The organism is Sphingopyxis sp. (genome assembly GCF_035565275.1).
Classification (GTDB): domain Bacteria; phylum Pseudomonadota; class Alphaproteobacteria; order Sphingomonadales; family Sphingomonadaceae; genus Sphingopyxis.
The window spans coordinates 1-17,105 of the sequence record NZ_DATMST010000230.1 but is presented as its reverse complement, the minus strand read 5'-3'; the positions used below and the strand labels follow the sequence as shown (position 1 = coordinate 17,105).

The 17,105-nt window shown below is 64.0% G+C and carries 18 protein-coding genes and 1 pseudogene; 9 read left to right on the top strand and 10 right to left on the bottom strand.

Going from position 1 to position 17,105, the window contains the following annotated elements:
• The first annotated feature begins 35 nt into the window (after window positions 1–35).
• From VN047_RS15805 to VN047_RS15795, 3 genes are all read left to right on the top strand, one after another.
• Window positions 36–785 carry an AraC family transcriptional regulator gene (locus VN047_RS15805; protein ID WP_325544309.1) on the top strand — a complete coding sequence of 250 codons (750 nt, stop codon included), beginning with the start codon at window positions 36–38 and terminating at the stop codon, window positions 783–785.
• Window positions 782–1,489 (top strand): FadR/GntR family transcriptional regulator, encoded by a 708-nt coding sequence (locus tag VN047_RS15800; protein WP_325544307.1) that lies wholly within the window; start codon window positions 782–784, stop codon window positions 1,487–1,489. The genes VN047_RS15805 and VN047_RS15800 overlap by 4 nt, the downstream gene beginning before the upstream one ends.
• 236 nt (window positions 1,490–1,725) lie before the next feature.
• Entirely contained in the window at window positions 1,726–2,142 is a 417-nt protein-coding gene (locus VN047_RS15795) for an Rrf2 family transcriptional regulator (protein WP_325544339.1), read from the top strand.
• Here VN047_RS15795 and VN047_RS15790 read toward each other — a convergent pair.
• The 5 genes from VN047_RS15790 to VN047_RS15770 form a co-directional block, all read right to left on the bottom strand.
• Window positions 2,139–3,575 (bottom strand): mannitol dehydrogenase family protein, encoded by a 1,437-nt coding sequence (locus tag VN047_RS15790; RefSeq protein ID WP_325544305.1) that lies wholly within the window; start codon window positions 3,573–3,575, stop codon window positions 2,139–2,141. The two genes, VN047_RS15795 and VN047_RS15790, sit on opposite strands and share 4 nt — an antisense overlap.
• The gene (gene uxaC / locus VN047_RS15785; RefSeq protein WP_325544303.1) at window positions 3,572–4,975 is read right to left on the bottom strand and encodes a glucuronate isomerase; all 1,404 of its coding nucleotides are present in this window, start codon (window positions 4,973–4,975) and stop codon (window positions 3,572–3,574) included. Before uxaC ends, VN047_RS15790 begins: the two co-directional genes overlap by 4 nt.
• Window positions 4,972–5,724: a FadR/GntR family transcriptional regulator gene (locus VN047_RS15780; protein WP_325544301.1), complete on the bottom strand. Its 753-nt coding sequence runs from the start codon at window positions 5,722–5,724 to the stop codon at window positions 4,972–4,974. Before VN047_RS15780 ends, uxaC begins: the two co-directional genes overlap by 4 nt.
• Before the next feature lie 265 nt (window positions 5,725–5,989).
• Complete coding sequence (locus VN047_RS15775) at window positions 5,990–8,185, bottom strand: M3 family metallopeptidase (RefSeq protein ID WP_325544299.1); 2,196 nt, start codon at window positions 8,183–8,185, stop codon at window positions 5,990–5,992.
• Window positions 8,186–8,271: 86 nt separating this feature from the next.
• A complete protein-coding gene (locus tag VN047_RS15770; RefSeq protein ID WP_325544298.1) occupies window positions 8,272–9,141 on the bottom strand; it encodes an SMP-30/gluconolactonase/LRE family protein in 870 nt (289 codons plus the stop codon).
• Window positions 9,142–9,429: 288 nt separating this feature from the next.
• Between VN047_RS15770 and VN047_RS15765 the strand changes: the two genes are divergently transcribed.
• The 4 genes from VN047_RS15765 to VN047_RS15750 are packed head-to-tail and all read left to right on the top strand — an operon-like array spanning window position 9,430 to window position 13,034.
• A complete protein-coding gene (locus VN047_RS15765) occupies window positions 9,430–10,584 on the top strand; it encodes an acyl-CoA dehydrogenase family protein (RefSeq protein WP_325544296.1) in 1,155 nt (384 codons plus the stop codon).
• A gap of 31 nt (window positions 10,585–10,615) precedes the next feature.
• Window positions 10,616–11,785, top strand: a complete 1,170-nt coding sequence (locus tag VN047_RS15760) for an acetyl-CoA C-acetyltransferase (RefSeq protein WP_325544294.1) — start codon at window positions 10,616–10,618, stop codon at window positions 11,783–11,785.
• Between the two features lie 27 nt (window positions 11,786–11,812).
• Window positions 11,813–12,595 carry an SDR family NAD(P)-dependent oxidoreductase gene (locus VN047_RS15755; protein ID WP_325544292.1) on the top strand — a complete coding sequence of 261 codons (783 nt, stop codon included), beginning with the start codon at window positions 11,813–11,815 and terminating at the stop codon, window positions 12,593–12,595.
• A gap of 1 nt (window position 12,596) precedes the next feature.
• Window positions 12,597–13,034, top strand: coding sequence for an acyl-CoA thioesterase (locus VN047_RS15750; RefSeq protein WP_325544290.1), 438 nt, complete (start codon window positions 12,597–12,599; stop codon window positions 13,032–13,034).
• Here VN047_RS15750 and gmk read toward each other — a convergent pair.
• Window positions 13,031–13,693 carry a guanylate kinase gene (gene gmk, locus VN047_RS15745; RefSeq protein ID WP_325544288.1) on the bottom strand — a complete coding sequence of 221 codons (663 nt, stop codon included), beginning with the start codon at window positions 13,691–13,693 and terminating at the stop codon, window positions 13,031–13,033. The two genes, VN047_RS15750 and gmk, sit on opposite strands and share 4 nt — an antisense overlap.
• A 46-nt stretch (window positions 13,694–13,739) precedes the next feature.
• Here gmk and VN047_RS15740 point away from each other — a divergent pair, with 46 nt between their 5' ends.
• The gene (locus tag VN047_RS15740; protein WP_325544286.1) at window positions 13,740–14,303 is read left to right on the top strand and encodes a DUF2585 domain-containing protein; all 564 of its coding nucleotides are present in this window, start codon (window positions 13,740–13,742) and stop codon (window positions 14,301–14,303) included.
• Here VN047_RS15740 and VN047_RS15735 read toward each other — a convergent pair.
• Genes VN047_RS15735 through VN047_RS15720 form a run of 4 tightly spaced genes read right to left on the bottom strand, consistent with a single transcriptional unit; the run spans window position 14,300 to window position 16,898 of the window.
• The gene (locus tag VN047_RS15735) at window positions 14,300–14,668 is read right to left on the bottom strand and encodes a hypothetical protein (protein WP_325544284.1); all 369 of its coding nucleotides are present in this window, start codon (window positions 14,666–14,668) and stop codon (window positions 14,300–14,302) included. The genes VN047_RS15740 and VN047_RS15735 overlap by 4 nt on opposite strands.
• 19 nt (window positions 14,669–14,687) lie before the next feature.
• Window positions 14,688–16,103: a class II fumarate hydratase gene (gene fumC, locus VN047_RS15730; protein ID WP_325544282.1), complete on the bottom strand. Its 1,416-nt coding sequence runs from the start codon at window positions 16,101–16,103 to the stop codon at window positions 14,688–14,690.
• Entirely contained in the window at window positions 16,100–16,414 is a 315-nt protein-coding gene (locus tag VN047_RS15725) for a hypothetical protein (protein ID WP_325544280.1), read from the bottom strand. Before VN047_RS15725 ends, fumC begins: the two co-directional genes overlap by 4 nt.
• Before the next feature lies 1 nt (window position 16,415).
• On the bottom strand, window positions 16,416–16,898 hold the full coding sequence (locus VN047_RS15720) for an SspB family protein (protein ID WP_325544278.1): 483 nt from the start codon (window positions 16,896–16,898) through the stop codon (window positions 16,416–16,418).
• A gap of 87 nt (window positions 16,899–16,985) precedes the next feature.
• Between VN047_RS15720 and VN047_RS15715 the strand changes: the two are divergent.
• Window positions 16,986–17,105, top strand: a pseudogene (locus VN047_RS15715) (imidazoleglycerol-phosphate dehydratase); the annotation flags it as partial.

Sequence of the window (17,105 nt, the reverse complement as noted above, 5' to 3'; positions counted from 1 at the left end):
CAGATAGGTTAGGGTGGGGTAGGGAGAATCGCGCCATGCCATCCAAACATCCTGTGATCGTGTCGCCTGAAATGACGACCTATATCGGTCGCGGCGGGTGCGACCGCCGGCTGCTGCCGCCGGATGCGCTGTTGCTCGGTTTCGGTGACGTTGGCGAGCCGATGGTGCGGACGCTGGCTTTTCGCGAACTCGAAAGCGAAGAACATCTGCTGGTCGTTGCGGTGTCGCGAGGTGCGTGCCACCGGCTGTTCGGTGACATGCCCGACCCGGACGCCCGCTGGTATCTGCCCTCGGACCTGCGCGCGCTTGCCCAGTCGATCGTCGCGCCCGATTGCGACGAAGCCGCGACCGACACGCTGCGGCTCGCGCGCAGCATCGAACTCCTCTGCCAGTTTTTCGCCGCGCTACGCGCCGGAGATCTCCTGCCGGTGGAGGGTCAACCGAGCCTGGCCGAAAGTGACATCGCGCGCATCGCCGCCGCGCGCCGGATCGTCGACACGCGCTGGCACGAGAAGCTGACGATTGACGACATCGCCAAAAGCTGCGGCATCAATCGCGACAAGCTGACCCGTGGTTTCCGCGAGCTGTACCAGTGCAGCGTCGGTGAAGCGCTGAGCGAGCGGCGCCTGCGACAGGCGCGGCAGATGCTGGCGGCGAGCGATCTGCCGGTCGCGAGCATCGGCTATCGCTGCGGTTATCTCAATAACGCCAGCTTTACGCGCGCCTTCTCGCGCCGCTTCGGCATGGCGCCCACCGCGATGCGCCGGGTGGGAGTCGCGGCATGAGCGGCATGCTCGAGTCCAGCGCGCGGGGCTCGCTGGTCGAGCGCGCGGTCGAATCGGTGCGCGACTTCATCCGCATCAACGACCTCAAGGTCGGCGATACGCTGCCGGGGGAAGGAAGCTTTGCGCAGCAGCTTGGCGTCAGCCGGCCGGTGATGCGCGAGGCGTTCGGTGCGCTTGCCGCTCTTCGCCTCGTCGATGTCGGCAACGGGCGCAAGCCGCGCGTTGGCGCGATCGACGGATCGGTGATGGCGGCGTCGATGGGGCATGCGGTCAACACCGCGCAAGTGTCGCTCGCCGATGTGTGGGAGGTGCGCCGCACGCTCGAGTTGCGCACCGCCGAACTCGCGGCGATCAACCGTACCGACGAACAGGCGAAGGCAATTCTTGCCGCAGCGCACGGCTTGTCGACCGGGCATGACGAGGCGGCGCGTACCGCGGCCGACACGGCGTTTCACCAGACGATCGCCGAGGCGAGCGGTAACCAGCTCTTTCATCAGATCGTGCGTTCGTTCGAGCAGTTGATGGCGGTTGCGATACCGCGCGCTTGGGCGGGTCGCACAACGCACGAAGAACGCGACGAGACGCTCGCGCTGCACCGCGAGGTCGCCGAAGCGATTGTCGCGCGCGATCCCGCAAGGGCGCGCGCCGCGATGGAGAGCCACTTCAACAATTCGATCGGCGAGATGCTCAAGGATCAGTTCTGATCGAAGCGACCGCGCTCGTCATGCATGAGCGATTGGTTGTCCACCCGACGAGCTTCTCCGCCTCGTCCTGCAATATGACCGAACCCCCTTAAGCCGCCGTTGGCGGGCCCCATGTGGATGGATTCGCTCGCGATCCTGTCCCGCATGCATGGTGGCTGCGGTCTCCCGTCGCGCAGCTTTTCAAAACTGTTGCGAATCATAAGGCGGACTAATTCCCGAAGCTCGAAAAGGCGGGCATCGTCGGCGCATCGGAGGGAATCCGGGGCGGTTATCTGCTCGGAAGACCCGCCGATCAGATCAGCGTGCTCGATGTCATTGACGCGATCGAAGGGCCCAAACCGCTGTTCGAGTGCCAGGAAATCCGGGGCAAGTGCGCGATCTTCGGTGATCGCCCGCCGAGCTGGTCGACGGACGGCGTTTGCGGTGTTCACATGGTGATGCTCCGTGCCGAGCAGGCCATGCGCGCCGAGCTCGGCAAGACATCGGTCGCGGATCTCGCGCGCAATGTCGGCGGCAAGGCGCCGCCTGACTTTGCAGCAGAAGTTCATGCCTGGCTGTCCAATCGCGTAGGCCTTCGCGCCGAAGCGCGCAGGGCGGGGGTCGAGCAGGCGAAAATTGTCAGGGCCACGGCGAACGGGGATGGCACAGCCTAGGTCGGTGCGACGCCGCTCTTCGAACGAAGGGCCGTTCGCGAGTTTGGCGCGCGGCCGGTTGGGGAAACGGCCCCGGCGATGGCGGCAATATCGGCGTCGTCCGGGCGCCACCGTCCCGCAAGCGGACCATCGCGCATGAAGATCGCGCGCGCCGTCGCGGCCGCATCCGCTCGGCGCCACAAGGCGGAAAGCTGCGCCGACAGGGGGTCGTCGACCGGCCCGTTATCGCCTCTGACATGAGCCAGCCACGCACCGATGGCGGTCAGGATGGCGGGGCATCGCCGACCCTTTTCGGCGTTGATGGCCAGCGTTTCGAGCCAGCGCTGCGGAATCTTCTGGCTGCCATCCATCGCGATCTGAATCAGGCGGTGATGAAGGGCGGTATTTTCGAAGCGCGCCAGCAACGCGCCGGCATAGGCCGCAAGATCCTGCCCCGGCGCGGCGGCTATGCTCGGTGCCGCCTCCTCGCGCATCAACCTTTCGACCAGCGGCCGGATCGCGGGATCGGCTACCGCCTGATGCACGAAATCATGCCTGTGCATCAAACCGATATAGGCGAGCGCCGAATGGGCGCCGTTGAGCATGCGAAGCTTGGCGGTCTCGTAGGAGGCAACATCGGCAACCAGCTCTGCCCCGTGTGCCTCCCAGCGCGGGCGCGGACCCGCGAAGCGGTCCTCGATCACCCACTGGCTGAAGGGCTCGGTCGTGACATGCGCTTCGTCGCGCACGCCGCCGAGCGAGGCCTGCGCCGTGTCGCGATCGCTCGCCGTGGTCGCCGGGACGATGCGATCGACCATCGAGGAAGGAAAAGTGCAGTGTGCCTCGACCCAATCGGCCAATGCGGAGTCGCGGGATGACAGATAGGCCAGCGTCAGGCGCCGGAGCTGCGCGCCGTTGTGGGCGAGATTGTCGCATGAGAGCAGCGTCAGCCCGGGAAGCCCGCTTTCGCGCCGCAACGCCAATCCTGCGCGAAGGAAATAATATATGCTGTCGTCGCCAGCCAGCGACGGATCGAGGCTGCCGTCGCCGGCCCGGCAATAGCCCTTTTCGGTGACGGTGAAGCTGACGATGTGCGTTTCGGGCGCGGCGACGGCCTCGACCACGGCCTGCGGCTCTTGCGGCGCCACCAGAAGCCCCCGCACGGCGCCGATCACGCGCAGCGCGCTTTCGCCGCCGGACCGCGATGCCACGGTGTAGAGGCCCTCTTGGGGGCGTAATTGTTCCGCGACGTTCACCGAGCGCAGCGAAACGCCGGTGATGCCCCAGTCGCGCTCGCCGGCGTTCATCGCATCATCGGTATAGACCGCCTGATGCGCCCGGTGAAACGCACCGATACCGAAATGGACGATGCCCGCTTTCTGCGCATCGATATCATAGGACGGGCGCTGGACGGCGGGCGGCAGGCTCGCGAGCGCCCCCACGTCGAGCCTCATAATTTATAGGCCTTCTTCGCAAGATGACAGGACAGATCGGCTGCGAGTTCGGCGGCCTCCCATTCCTCCATCCGGTTCTCCGCGACCAGCCGGGCGAGAAAGCCGCAGTCGATCCGCCGCGCGACATCGTGCCGCGCCGGAATGGAAAGGAAGGCGCGGGTATCGTCGTTGAACCCTACGCCGTTGTAGAAGCCTGCTGTTTCGGTGACCTGCTCACGGAAACGGCGCATTCCTTCGGGGCTGTCGTGGAACCACCACGCCGGGCCGAGCTTCAGTGCGGGATAATGCCCCGCGAGCGGCGCCAGTTCGCGGGCATAGCTGGTTTCATCGAGTGTGAAGACGATCAGGCTGAGGCGCGGGTCATTGCCATATCGCGCGAGCAGCGGGCGCAACTCTTTCACATAACCCGTCCGCATCGGGATATCCGCCCCCTTGTCGCGGCCATAGTGTGCGAACAGCCAAGGGTTATGGTTGCGGAACGAGCCGGGATGGATCTGCATGACCAGTCCGTCCTCGACGCTCATCCCCGCCATTTCGGTCAGCATCTGGGCGCGAAACAGCTCGGCGTCGCCGGGTGTCGCGGCATCGCCGGCGCTGACCTTGCGAAACAGGGCTTCGGCCTCCCCGGGCGACAGGTCTGCTGTCAGCGACGAAGGATGGCCATGGTCGGTCGATGTCGCGCCCATCGACGCGAAGAACGCCCGCCGTTTGCGATGCGCCGCAAGATAGCCCTGCCAGGCAAAGCAATCCTCGCCGGTCATGTCGGAGAGCGTGCGCAGATTGTCGCGGAACCCTTCAAACTCGGGATCGACGACCGGGTCCGGGCGATAGGCGGTGATGACGCGCCCACGCCAGCCGCTCTGCCGGATGGCCTTATGATGGCGCAGGTCATCGAGCGGGCTTTCGGTCGTGGCGATGACTTCGATATTGTAGCGTTCGAAGAGCGCGCGCGGGCGGAACGCGTCGGTCGCCAGCGCGGCCGTGATATGGTCGTAATAGCGATCGGAGGTTTCCGCCGATAGCTGTACCTCGAGCCCGAACGCCGCCGAAAATACCCAGTCCAGCCACATGCGCGAGGGCGTGCCGCGGAACAGGTGATAGCGCGACGCAAACAGGCGCCAGCTTTCGCGGGGATCGGCCTCGGGATTGCCGATGCCCAGCGCGTCGAGGCTCACACCCTGCGAATAGAGCATCCGGAACACATAATGGTCGGGGTGCAGCAGAAGTTCTGCCGCGTTGCCGAACGGCGCGTCGGTGGCGAACCATTCGGGATCGGTATGACCGTGCGGCGAGATGATGGGGAGGCTCGCCACCTCGCGATAAAGCGCACGAGCGATGGCGCGCGTGTCGGGGTCGGCGGGCAACAGCCGGTCGGGGTGCAGGGTGAGCGGGCGCGTCATGTCGTAGGCCGTGCATAGCGCTGCCGCTTTGCCTCCACGGCCCGGCGGGCTTCTTCGATGGCCCTTTCCTCGGTCGCGAAAAGCAGGGAGTCGAGCACGGCGCTCAAATGGGTCCGCATGGCGGCACGCGCGGCATTGGGGTCGCGCGCGCGCAAGGCTTCCAGGATTGCGGAATGCTCGTCGACCACCGGCTTGATATGGGCGGTGCGGGCAAGCGAGTGGAGCAGGGCGCTTTCGGGCGAGGTCCGGCGCAGCTCCCACAGACGCTCGATGCTTTCATAAATGGCGGTGTTGCGCGTGGCACGGGCGATGGCGAGATGGAACGCCCGATCGGCCTCCTCCGTGCCTCCCGGGGTCTGGTTTTCACGCGCGATGTCGCGGATCAGCCCTTCGAGTTCCGCCACTTCCGCGTCGCTGATCTGCGTCGCCGCAAGGCTGGCCGCCTCGCCCTCGATCAGCAGCCGCGCTTCGGTCAGCTCGAACCCGGTGATGTTGAAGCCCGGCACCTCTTCGCGTCCGGGAAGGCGCAGCACATAGGCGCCCGAGCCGACGCGGACCTCGACAAGTCCCTGGACTTCGAGCGCGATGATCGCTTCGCGCACGGTCGGCCGGCTGACGTCATATTCGGCCGCCAGTTCGCGTTCGGCGGGAAACCGGTCGCCGACCGCATAATGCCCGCTGGCCAGCACCTCCATCAATTTGCGCGCGAGCCCTTGATAGAGTCGAACTTGATTGGCTTCCGCGATCATTGAAAACACCTCTCGACATTGGTCTTACCAATTCCGCGTGTATTGGTCAATTATCGGATCGAGAACCATCTTCGGTGAATCGGCATAGGGCATTTTCAACGGCAGCATTGGTATCGATCCATCCGATCGCGCTGATGCCGGGGTTCTCCAAATATCCTCGCGCATAAAATCGGCCGCTGTCCGGACAAGGACAGCGGCCGATTTTTACCCGGTATTGAGCGATGATTTTTGCTTGTCGGGGCCTTCGCTGTCGGTCCCTGTCGCCTCACTCGGTTGGAAAACCGCGCTTTTTCAGCAGCGCCTTCACATCGGGATCGCGCCCGCGGAAGGCGCGATAGGCCTCGGCGCGGTCGGTTTCGTTACCGGTCATCAGCAGGATGGTGCGGAACTTGTCGGCGACGCTGCGATCCCACGGGCCACCGGCCTCCGTGAACGCCGCCCAAGTGTCGGCGTCCATCGTTTCCGACCAGAGGTAGCTGTAATAGCCCGCCGAATAGGCGTCCGAGCTGAACAGGTGACCGAATTGCGGCAGGCGATGCCGCATGACGATTTCCCTCGGCATGCCGATCTCGGCGAGCGTCTCGCGCTCGAACTTGTCGGCGTCGGCCGGCGGCGTCTTGCGGTCGTGCAGCTTCATGTCGACGATCGCGCTCGACAGATATTCGACCGTCGTAAAGCCCTGGTTGAACTTGTCGGAGGCGAGGATCTTGTCGACCAGCGCCTGCGGCATCGGCTGGCCCGTCTTGTAGTGCGTCGCATATTTCGACAGCACTTCGGGGGTCATCAGCCAGTTTTCGTTCACTTGGCTCGGATATTCGACAAAGTCGCGCGGGACGCCGCCAAGCGCGGGGTAATAGACGTGCTGCAGCATATAATGGATGCCGTGGCCGAATTCGTGGAACAGCGTCTGCGCGTCGTCGAGGCTGATCAGCGTCGGCTCGCCTTTGGCGGCTTCGGTGAAATTATTGTTGTTCGACGCGAGGACATTGCGTTCGCCGCCCAGCGTCTGCTGGCTGCGATAGGTCGTCATCCACGCGCCCGACCGCTTCCCGTCGCGCGCGAAATTGTCGAGGTAGAAGACGCCGACATTCTCGTTCGTCTTGAGATTATAGACCTCGAAAGTGCGGACCTTCGGGTCGAAGACGGGGATCGTGCCGGTATTCTCGCGGAAACCGAGGTCGTAGAGCTGGCCCGCCGACCAGAACATGCCGTCGACCAGCTTGTCGAGCTGGAGATACGGCTTAACCTCGCTTTCATCGAGGTCGTATTTCGCCTTGCGGACCTTCTCGGAATAAAAGCGATAATCCCACGGCTCGATCGTGATCTTCGGCCCCTTGCCTGCCTTGGCTTCCTGATCGGCAATCGCCTGCATGTCGGCGACCTCTTCCTTCACGCGCGCAACCGCGGCGGGCCAGACCTTCATCATCAACCCCATCGCGGCTTCGGGCGTCTTCGCCATCGTGTCGGCCATGCGGTAATGCGCGTGCGTCGGGAAGCCGAGCAGTTCGGCGCGCTGCTGGCGCAGCTTCAGTATCTCGACGATCGTTGCATTGGTGTCGTTGGCGTCGCCATTGTCGCCGCGGCTGACAAACGCCTTGTAGACGCGTTCGCGAAGCGCCCGGTTGGTCGCACCCTGCATCACCGGCTGCGCCGACGAGCGGGTGTTCTTGATCGCCCACTGACCGGGCTTGCCATTGGCTTCGGCGGCCGACGCAAGCGATGCGACGAATCCGGGCTCGAGGCCCGCGAGCTCGGTCTTGTCGGTGACGAAGGTATAGAGCTTCTCGTCGCCGAGCAGCTTCGACGAGAAGGCAGAGAACAGGCCTTCGAGCTTCGAGTTCATCTCGACCAGCTTCGCCTTGTCGGCGGGCGACAGGTTGGCGCCGTCGCGTACCATCTCGTCATAGCTGCGCTCGACGATGCGGATCTGCTGCGCGTTGAGGCCGCTCGAATTGCGCTTGTCGTACACCGCCTTGTAGCGCGCGAAGAGCTTCGGATCGAGGAACAGCTCGGTGTAGAAGGTCGTGAGCCTGGGGCTCCATTCAGCGTCGATATCTTCGACGCGGTCGTTCGACTTGTTCGACGTCTGGACGCCCCACAGTGCGAACAGCCGGTCCATCGTGTCGCCCGCGAGCATCATCGGGACATGCGTGTTCTCGAAGGTCGGCGCTTCGGGATTGTCGATCACCGCCTGTACCTGCGCCTTGGTTTCGGCCATGCCCTTTGTGAAGGCGTCAGGGAACAGTTCGGGGTCCATCTTGTCCCACGGCGGCACCCCTTCGAATGGGCCGGTCCATTTGGCGAGCATCGGGTTTTCGCCCGCGGGGGCGGTAGTCGCCAGCTTGGCGGCGGCGGTGGGTTCGGCGGCGATTGCGGTCATCTGGCTATAACCCACGATCATCGCGGTGGATGCAAGCATGATCGACAAATGACGGGCAAAAGGCTGCGCGGTGCGCGACATCGATAAATCTCCCCGGAGGATAAGGTTTCGGACGAAACCATGTCTGGGGCCGTCTTAACCTTATATGACAGCGGGGTGCAAGCTGCCTAAGCGCCAAAATCCTGCTGGATCAGGCCAGGTACATCGACGCGGAAGCTGAAGATGCCGCCCGCATGCGGCTGCGCCTTTCGCTCCTCATCGGTCAGATTCTTGCCCGCGCTGGTGACGAAGGCGGTCTGGAGGTCGGACCCGCCGAACGCGACCATCGTCGGGCGCTGCACCGGCAGCTCGACCGTCTGGATGAGTTCGCCCGCAGGCGAGAAGCGCACGACGCGCCAGCCGTCCCACAGCGCCGACCAGTAACAGCCCTCGGCATCGACCGCTGCGCCGTCGGGGCGTCCATTGCCGAACTCGAATTGATGGAAGATGCGCCCGTTGCCGAGCGCACCGGAAACCGGGTCGACCTCATAGGCGCGGATCGCGTGCGTCGGCGTGTCGGCGTGATAGAAAGTGCGGCCGTCGGGGCTGAAAGCGGCACCGTTGCTGGTGGTGATACCGCCAAAAATTTCGGTCAGCGATCCGTCAGGATCGAGCCGGTAGAGCGTCGCGGCGGGGTTCGCCTTGTCGCTCGTCAGACTGCCGACCCAGAGCCGGCCCGCGGAATCGACGCGGCCATCGTTGAAGCGTTGATCGGGCTTGTCTGCCAGAACGGGCGGGCCGAACGGGCGGGGCGTGGCGTCCCATGCATCGATCAGCGCACAGCCATTTTCGAGCGCTGCGACAAGGCCGCCACCCGCGCGCGGCGCGATACAGCCGACCTGCTCCGCCAGTTCCATTACCTCGTCGGTGGCGGTTGCCGGATCGGCCCGGTGGATTTTACGGCCCTCGATATCGACCCAGTAGAGACGGGCTTCGGCAGCATGCCAGAAGGGCGATTCGCCGAGCAGTGCGCCGGCATCGAGAAGCAGTTGGGCCATGGAACGTGTGTTAGCGTGATCGGTCGGCGCTGCCCAGCGATTGCAAACCTATTCGCCGCCGGATCGGCGCGCGCAAGCTCGCTTCGTCACCTGGACGCTGCAAGGGATCCCGGATCAAGTCCGGGATGACGGGGAAAGCCGGGCGGCAAGCAAGGAGTTCATGCCGTAGCGGCATTTATACTTGACGTGGACGTAAACGTAAGGTCAGTTACAGATCGAAACCCACGCCGCAGGCGGGGCCTCGGCGGGCCGCGAAAACCGGACGCACCCTGGGAAAAGGAAAGATCAATGTCGCTCGATAACCTTTCGCGTTCCGCTTACTCGGACGACCATGAAGCGTTCCGCGCGACGGTGCGCCAGTTCCTCGAAAAGGAAGTCGCCCCCAATCAGGCGCAATGGGCCGAGGACGGCATCGTGCCGAAGGGCCTCTGGCCGAAGGCCGGCGAACTCGGCCTCCTCTGCCCGACGGTGCCCGAGGAATATGGCGGGCTTGGCCTCGACTTCGGTTACAATGCGATCGTCGATGAAGAGAGCGCCTATTATGGCCGCGTTACCACAGGCTTCTCGCTCCAGTCGGACATCGTCACCAATTATATCACGCGCTACGGCAGCGAAGAGCAGAAGAAGCACTGGCTGCCCAAGATGGTTTCGGGCGAAGTGATCACCGCGATCGCGATGACCGAACCGGGCACCGGCAGCGATCTTCAAGGGATGCGCACGACCGCGAAGAAGGATGGCAATCACTATGTCATCAACGGGTCGAAAACCTATATCACCAACGGCCAGAACGCCGACCTGATCCTCGTCTGCGTCAAGACCGACACCGAGGTGCAGCCGGCGTGGAAAGGCGTGTCGATTGTCCTTGTCGAGGCCGAGCGCGAAGGTTTCCAGCGCGGCCGCAACCTCGACAAGATCGGGCAGGACGAAGCCGATACGTCGGAACTGTTCTTCAACGACGTGCGCGTGCCGATCACCAACTGCCTTGGCGAAGAGGGCCAGGGTTTCATCTATCTGATGAGCGAACTGCCGCAGGAACGCCTGTCGATCGCGGTCAGCGCACAGGCATCGGCGCAGCGCGCGTTCGACGATACGGTCGAATATACGCGTGACCGCAAGGCGTTCGGCAAGCCGATCCTCGATTTCCAGAACAGCCGTTTCGTGCTCGCCGACCTGAAGGCAAAGCTGCAGGTCGGCTGGGCCCATCTCGACTGGGCGCTGTCGCGGCACCTCAAGAAGGAACTGACCCCCGAAGAGGGTGCGGCGGCGAAGCTGTGGCACACCGAACTTCAGTGGGAGGTGATGGACAAGTGTCTCCAGCTCTTCGGCGGCGCGGGCTATATGAACGAATATCCGATCGCCCGCGCCTGGCGTGCGGCGCGCGTGACGCGCATCTTCGGCGGCACGAACGAAATCATGAAGGAACTGATCGGGCGCAAGCTCTGATCGCTTGAAATCGCAGGAAAGGAATTCTCCCATGGCTACTGCATATATCGTCGACGCCGTCCGCACCGCGGGCGGCAAGCGCGGCGGCCGGCTTGCCGGCGTCCACCCCGTCGACCTCGGCGCCGCGGTGTTCGACGCGATCGCCGACCGCAATGATTTCGACACCAAGGCGATCGACGACGTCATCACCGGCTGCGTGTCGCAGGGCGGGCAGCAGACGATGGACGTCGGCCGCAACGCGGTACTCGCCTCGAAGCTTCCCGACTCGATCCCCGCGGTGACGATCGACCGCCAGTGCGGATCGTCGCAGCAGGCGATCCAGTTCGCCGCGCAGGCGGTGATGTCGGGGACGCAGGACATCGTCCTCGCGAGCGGCATCGAAAGCATGACGCGCGTGCCGATGGGCAGCGTCGCGACGCTCTTCATGAAGGAAGGGCTCGGCCACTACAAGTCGGAGCGGCTCGAGGAAAAATATCCCGGAATCATGTTCAGCCAGTTCATGGGCGCCGAGATGATCGTCAAGAAATACGGGCTGACCAAGGATGACCTCGACGCCTATGCGCTCGAAAGCCACCGCCGCGGCAAGGCCGCGACTGACGCGGGCCATTTCAAGCGCGAGATCGTAGGGGTCGAGATCGATACCCCCGAAGGCCGCCAGACGCATCTCGTCGACGAGGGCATCCGTTTCGATGCGACGCTCGAAGGCATCGCCGGGGTCAAGATCCTGCAGGAGGGCGGTTCGATCACCGCGGCCACATCGAGCCAGATCTGCGATGGCGCATCGGCGGCGCTCGTCGTGTCGGAACAGGCGCTCAAGGATCACGGCCTGACCCCGCGCGCGCGCATCCACCATATCTCGGTGACCGCCGGCGACCCGATCATCATGCTCGAGGAACCGCTGTTCGCGACCGAACGCGCGCTGAAAAAGGCGGGCATGACGATCGGCGAAATCGACGCCTATGAAGTCAATGAGGCGTTCGCGCCGGTACCGCTCGCGTGGCTCCAGTATCTCGGCGCCGACCATGCGCGTCTGAACCAGCATGGGGGTGCGATCGCGCTCGGCCATCCGCTCGGCGCCTCGGGCACCAAGCTGATGTCGACCCTGCTCGGCGTGCTCGACGCGACCGGCGGCAAATACGGCCTGCAGACGATGTGCGAAGGCGGCGGTCAGGCCAACGTCACGATCATCGAACGGCTTTAAGCAGATTGAATTAGGGAGAATAGATAGATGAAACTCGATTCCACCGTATCCGCCGTCGTTACCGGCGGCGCCTCGGGCCTTGGTGCCGCGACCGCGCGCCTGCTCGCTTCGAAGGGCGTCAAGGTCGCGATCTTCGACCTGCAGGAAGAAAAGGGTCTCGCGATCGCGGCCGAACTCGGCGGCGTCTTCTGCGAATGCAACGTCACCGACGATGCCAGCGTCGATGCCGCCTTTGCCAAGGCGCGCGAAGCGCATGGGCAGGAACGCATCCTCGTCAACTGCGCCGGCACCGGCAACGCGATCAAGACTGCCAGCCGCTCGAAGGAAGACGGCAGCATCAAGCATTTCCCGCTCGACGCGTTCAACTGGATAATCCAGATCAATCTCGTCGGCACCTTCCGCTGCATCGCCAAGTCGGCGGCAGGCATGCTGACGCTCGACCCGATGGAAGACGGCGAACGCGGTGCGATCGTCAATACCGCGTCGGTTGCGGCCGAGGACGGCCAGATCGGCCAAGCCGCTTACTCGGCATCGAAGGGCGGCGTCGTCGGCATGACGCTCCCGATCGCGCGCGACCTTGCAAGCGAGAATATTCGCGTCAATACGATCCTTCCGGGCATCTTCGACACCCCGCTGCTCGCCGGCGCGCCGCAGAATGTCCGCGATGCGCTGGGCGCGTCGGTGCTCAACCCGAAGCGCCTCGGCGTGCCAGCGGAATATGCCAATCTCGCCATGTGCATGATCGAGAATGGTTATTTCAATGGCGAGGACGTCCGCCTCGACGGCGGCATCCGCATGGCGCCGCGCTGATATGCCGAAACCGGAAAGCTGGCGGCTCGATGCCGCCAGCTACCCCGTCCACATCGAGTTGCAGACGCGCTTTCAGGACATGGATATCAACGGCCACCTCAACAATGTGGCCTTTGCCGCCTTGTTCGAAAGCGGCCGGGTGTTGCTGAACCGGCAGGTGAGGCCGCTCGATGACCGTCCGTCAAATGAGCGGACGATGGTCGCGGCGGTCGAGATCAACTATCTCGCAGAGGGCAATTTCCCCGATCCGGTCCAGATCGCGACGGGTATCGGCCGGCTCGGCACCTCGAGCTGGACGATCGTGCAGGCGATGTTCCAGAACGGCCGCGCGATTGCGACCTGCGACACCGTCGTGGTGTGCCGCACAGATGGCGAGGCAAAACCGCTCCGCGCCGGGATGATCGCGGAACTCGAAGCCAATCTGGTGAAGCCGGTCTAGAGCTTCTTGTCGGCGTCAGGCACCGAGCGGATCAGATCGCGCGCAAAGCCGATCAGCCCGATCTGGCGGCGGCGTTTCAGCCGCTCGGCGCGCAGGATCGCGCGGACCTCGTCGAAACAGCCTTCGACATGGTCGTTGATCAGAACATAATCATAGCCGTCCCAGTGGCTGATCTCGTTCGCGGCGCGTTCCATGCGCGCGGCGATCACCTCGTCGCTGTCGGTGTTGCGGCTGCGGAGGCGCCGTTCGAGCTCTTCCATCGTCGGGGGCAACACGAATACGCGCACGACGTCGGGGCCGGCCTCCTGATAGAGTTGCTGCGCGCCCTGCCAGTCGATGTCGAACAGCACATCCTTGCCTGCCTCGAGCATCGCCTCGACCGGCGCGCGCGGCGTGCCGTAACGATGGCCGAAGACATGCGCCCATTCGAGGAATTCGCCGTCGGCCGCCATTTTCTTGAAGGTGTCGGTGTCGACGAAATGATAATGGACGCCGTCGATTTCGCCGGGGCGCGGCGGGCGCGTCGTTGCCGAGATCGAGAGCGCTATATCGCTGTCGGCTTCGAGCATCATCCTCGAAATGGTGGTTTTGCCTGCGCCCGAGGGTGAGGAGAGGACGAACAACACGCCGCGGCGGTTCAGATGGACGCTATCAGCCATGCGCGCTATTCGCCTGACGAGGGGCAGCGGTCAAGGGGCGGCGCGGATGGCGGGAGTTTCACGAACAGGCTGGCTGATAGCGGTGGCGTTGGTGCTGCTGCTCGCCGCAATATTGATCGGCATGGGCCGTCCGACGATCTGTCCTTGCGGCACGATCAGCCTGTGGCACGGTACGGTGCAATCGAACCAGAACAGCCAGCAGATTTCGGACTGGTACAGCTTCAGCCATGTGATTCACGGCTTCATCTTCTATGGTTTGTCGCGCTGGCTGCTGCCGAAACAGCCGCTGTGGATCGCGCTTGCGCTAGCGATTACCATAGAGGGATCGTGGGAAGTCCTCGAAAATTCGTCGATCATCATCGACCGGTATCGCGAGGTGACAATGGCGTTCGGCTATTCGGGCGATTCGGTGCTCAATTCGGTGAGCGACACCTTGTTCATGGTGCTGGGCTTTGTCGCTGCGAGCAAGATGCGCTGGTGGACCACCGTGGCGCTCGCGATCGCCTTCGAATTGTTCACGCTATGGACGATCCGCGACAATCTGACGCTCAACGTCCTCATGCTGGTCTCGCCGGTCGAGGCGATCAAGGAATGGCAGGCGGGCGCCTAGTGGATCGCGGTGCTGCGTCCGTTTGCGTCGACCGGAATCGCCGGCGGTAGCGCGTCGCCGATGGTCTGCCCGTCGGTCGGCACTCGCGCGGTTCCCGCGTAGGTATCGACCACGCCGGCATCCGCCAGCGCCGGGGCGAGCGCATGCGCTTCCTCGGCCGCCTTGCGGGCTTCGGACCGCTCGGCCCATTTCTTGGTGAGATAGCCCGCAGCGACCGTTGCCGCGAGAACCGCGTAACGCTGCGGGAACAGGCGCCGCGCGGCGAACAGCGTGCCGGCACCGATGACCGCACCCGCGACGGGGTGATTGCCCTTGGTGCGTCCGATGGCGCTGCCGAGAACGCCGCCTACGATACGACCGATCATTTTCATCTCCTTCCCCTAATCAATCCCCGGAGATGGCTCCGGGTTCCGGCCCCAGCATCGTGCGCGGATCGACCACCCGGTCAAAGGTCGCGGCATCGACATAGCCGAGGTCGAGTGCCGCTTCCTTGAGCGTGCTGCCGGTCTCGTGTGCGTGCTTCGCGATTTTCGCTGCCTTGTCATAGCCGATTTCGGGTGCGAGCGCGGTGACGAGCATCAGCGAGCGGTTCATCAGCTCGTCGATACGCGCGAGATTGGGCGCGATCCCGACCACGCAATGTTCGGTGAAACCCGCCATGCCGATGCTCAGCAGTTCGATCGAGCGCAGCACGTTGGATCCGATCAGCGGCTTGAACACGTTGAGCTCAAGATGACCCTGCAGTCCGCCGACGGTCACCGCCTGATGGTTGCCGATGACCTGCGCTGCGACCATCGTCAGCATCTCGCACTGGGTCGGGTTGACCTTGCCGGGCATGATCGAGCTTCCCGGCTCGTTCGCGGGAAGGTCGAGTTCGCCGAGCCCTGCGCGCGGGCCCGATCCCAGGAGGCGGATGTCGTTCGCGATCTTGGTCAGCGCGACCGCGAGCGTGTTCAAGGCGCCCGAGAAGAAGACCAGCCCGTCGTTCGACGCGAGCGCCTCGAATTTGTTTTGTGCAGGTTCGAAGGCGATGCCGGTGTTTTTCGATAGCTCTTCGGCGATCGCGACGTCGAAGCCCGCGGGCGCGTTCAGGCCCGTGCCGACGGCGGTGCCGCCCTGCGCGAGCTTGCAGATATTGTGCGAAAGCGCCGCCTCGATCCGCGTCCGGCACGCGATGAGCTGCGCGACATAGCCCGAAAATTCCTGGCCCAGCGTCAGCGGGGTCGCGTCCTGCAAATGGGTGCGGCCGATCTTGACGATATCGGCCCACGCCTGTGCCTTGGTTTCGAGAGCATCGGTCAGCCTGATCAGGGACGGCAGCAGCCGCGCGGTCGTTTCGACCGCAACCGCGACGTGGAGCGCGGTCGGGAAGCTGTCGTTCGAGGACTGGCCCATGTTAACGTGATCATTGGGGTGGACGGGCGATTTGCCGCCGCGCGTGCCCGCGAGCGTCTCGTTGGCAATGCCGGCGATGACCTCGTTCGCGTTCATGTTCGACTGGGTGCCGCTGCCCGTCTGCCAGATTGCGAGCGGGAACTGGTCGTCATGGCCGCCGCTGACGACGGCTTCGGCAGCCGTGGCGATCGCGTCGGCGAGACCGGCGTCCAGGCCATGGTTGCGGTTGACCCGTGCCGCCGCGCCCTTGATCCGCGCGAGCGCGTGGACGATCGGCAGGGGCATGCGCTCGTGCGGCGGGAAAGCGAAATTGTGGCGGCTGCGTTCGGTCTGCGCGCCCCAATAGGCATCGGCCGCAACTTCGATCTCGCCGATACTGTCGGTTTCGGTCCGCGTTGCACTCATATGACCAACATCCTTGTTACCAGCACCGAGCCCGCCCAGATCATCGCAACGAGACCCAGCATTTGCCAATATCCGCCGTCGCCGACGCGGCGGCGCAGCCATGCGGCGGCGAGCCATGCCAGCACTAGCGTCGGGGTCAGGATCAGCACGCTGAAACGCAGCAGTCCGTCGGCGATCTGTCCGCGCGGGACGTTGCTTTGGGCCAAGGCATAGCCTTCGACGCCCCACCAGAATGCGGCGGTGAGCACGACCATGCCCGCGAGAGCCCAATATTGCCAGAAACGGCTCGGGGGCCAGTTGGGGCCCGGCACGTTAGCGCTTCTTGCCGAAATCCACCGTCACGACGTTCGAGCCGTCCTCGGTCGTTACCTCGGGACGGTCATTGTCGGCCTCGTCATGCGGTTCCGGCTGCGTCTCGTCGTCGTCGCTGACCTGGAACTGCAGTCCGAAATCGACCGACGGATCGACAAAGGCGGTGATCGACGCATAGGGGATCGTCAGGATTGACGGGGTCTGGTTAAACGACAGGCCGACGCTGAAATGATCGTCCTCGACCTTCAGGTCCCAGAAACGGTTCTGCAGCACGATCGTCATTTCGTCGGGGAATTTGGCGATCAGATGTGCCGGGATATCGACCCCGGCCGCCTGCGTCTTGAACGTGATATAGAAATGATGTTCGCCGGGCAGGCTGTCATAGCCAACGATCTGGCTGAGCACGCGGCCGACCACGGCGCGCAGCGCGTCCTGCACGATTTCGTCATAGGGAATCAGGCTGTCGCGTACATCGTCACTCATGGGGCCAGGGGATGAACGCGCGTCGCACGCCGGTCAAGGGGGGAGAATCGCCTTGCAACGTGAATTTGAGGCTCTAAGGCGTGCGCCATGCGAACCGCCACCGTCCAGCGCACGACCAAGGAAACGGATATCGCGATCGCCGTCAATCTCGACGGAACGGGCGAATATTCGGTGTCCACCGGCATCGGTTTCCTCGACCATATGGTC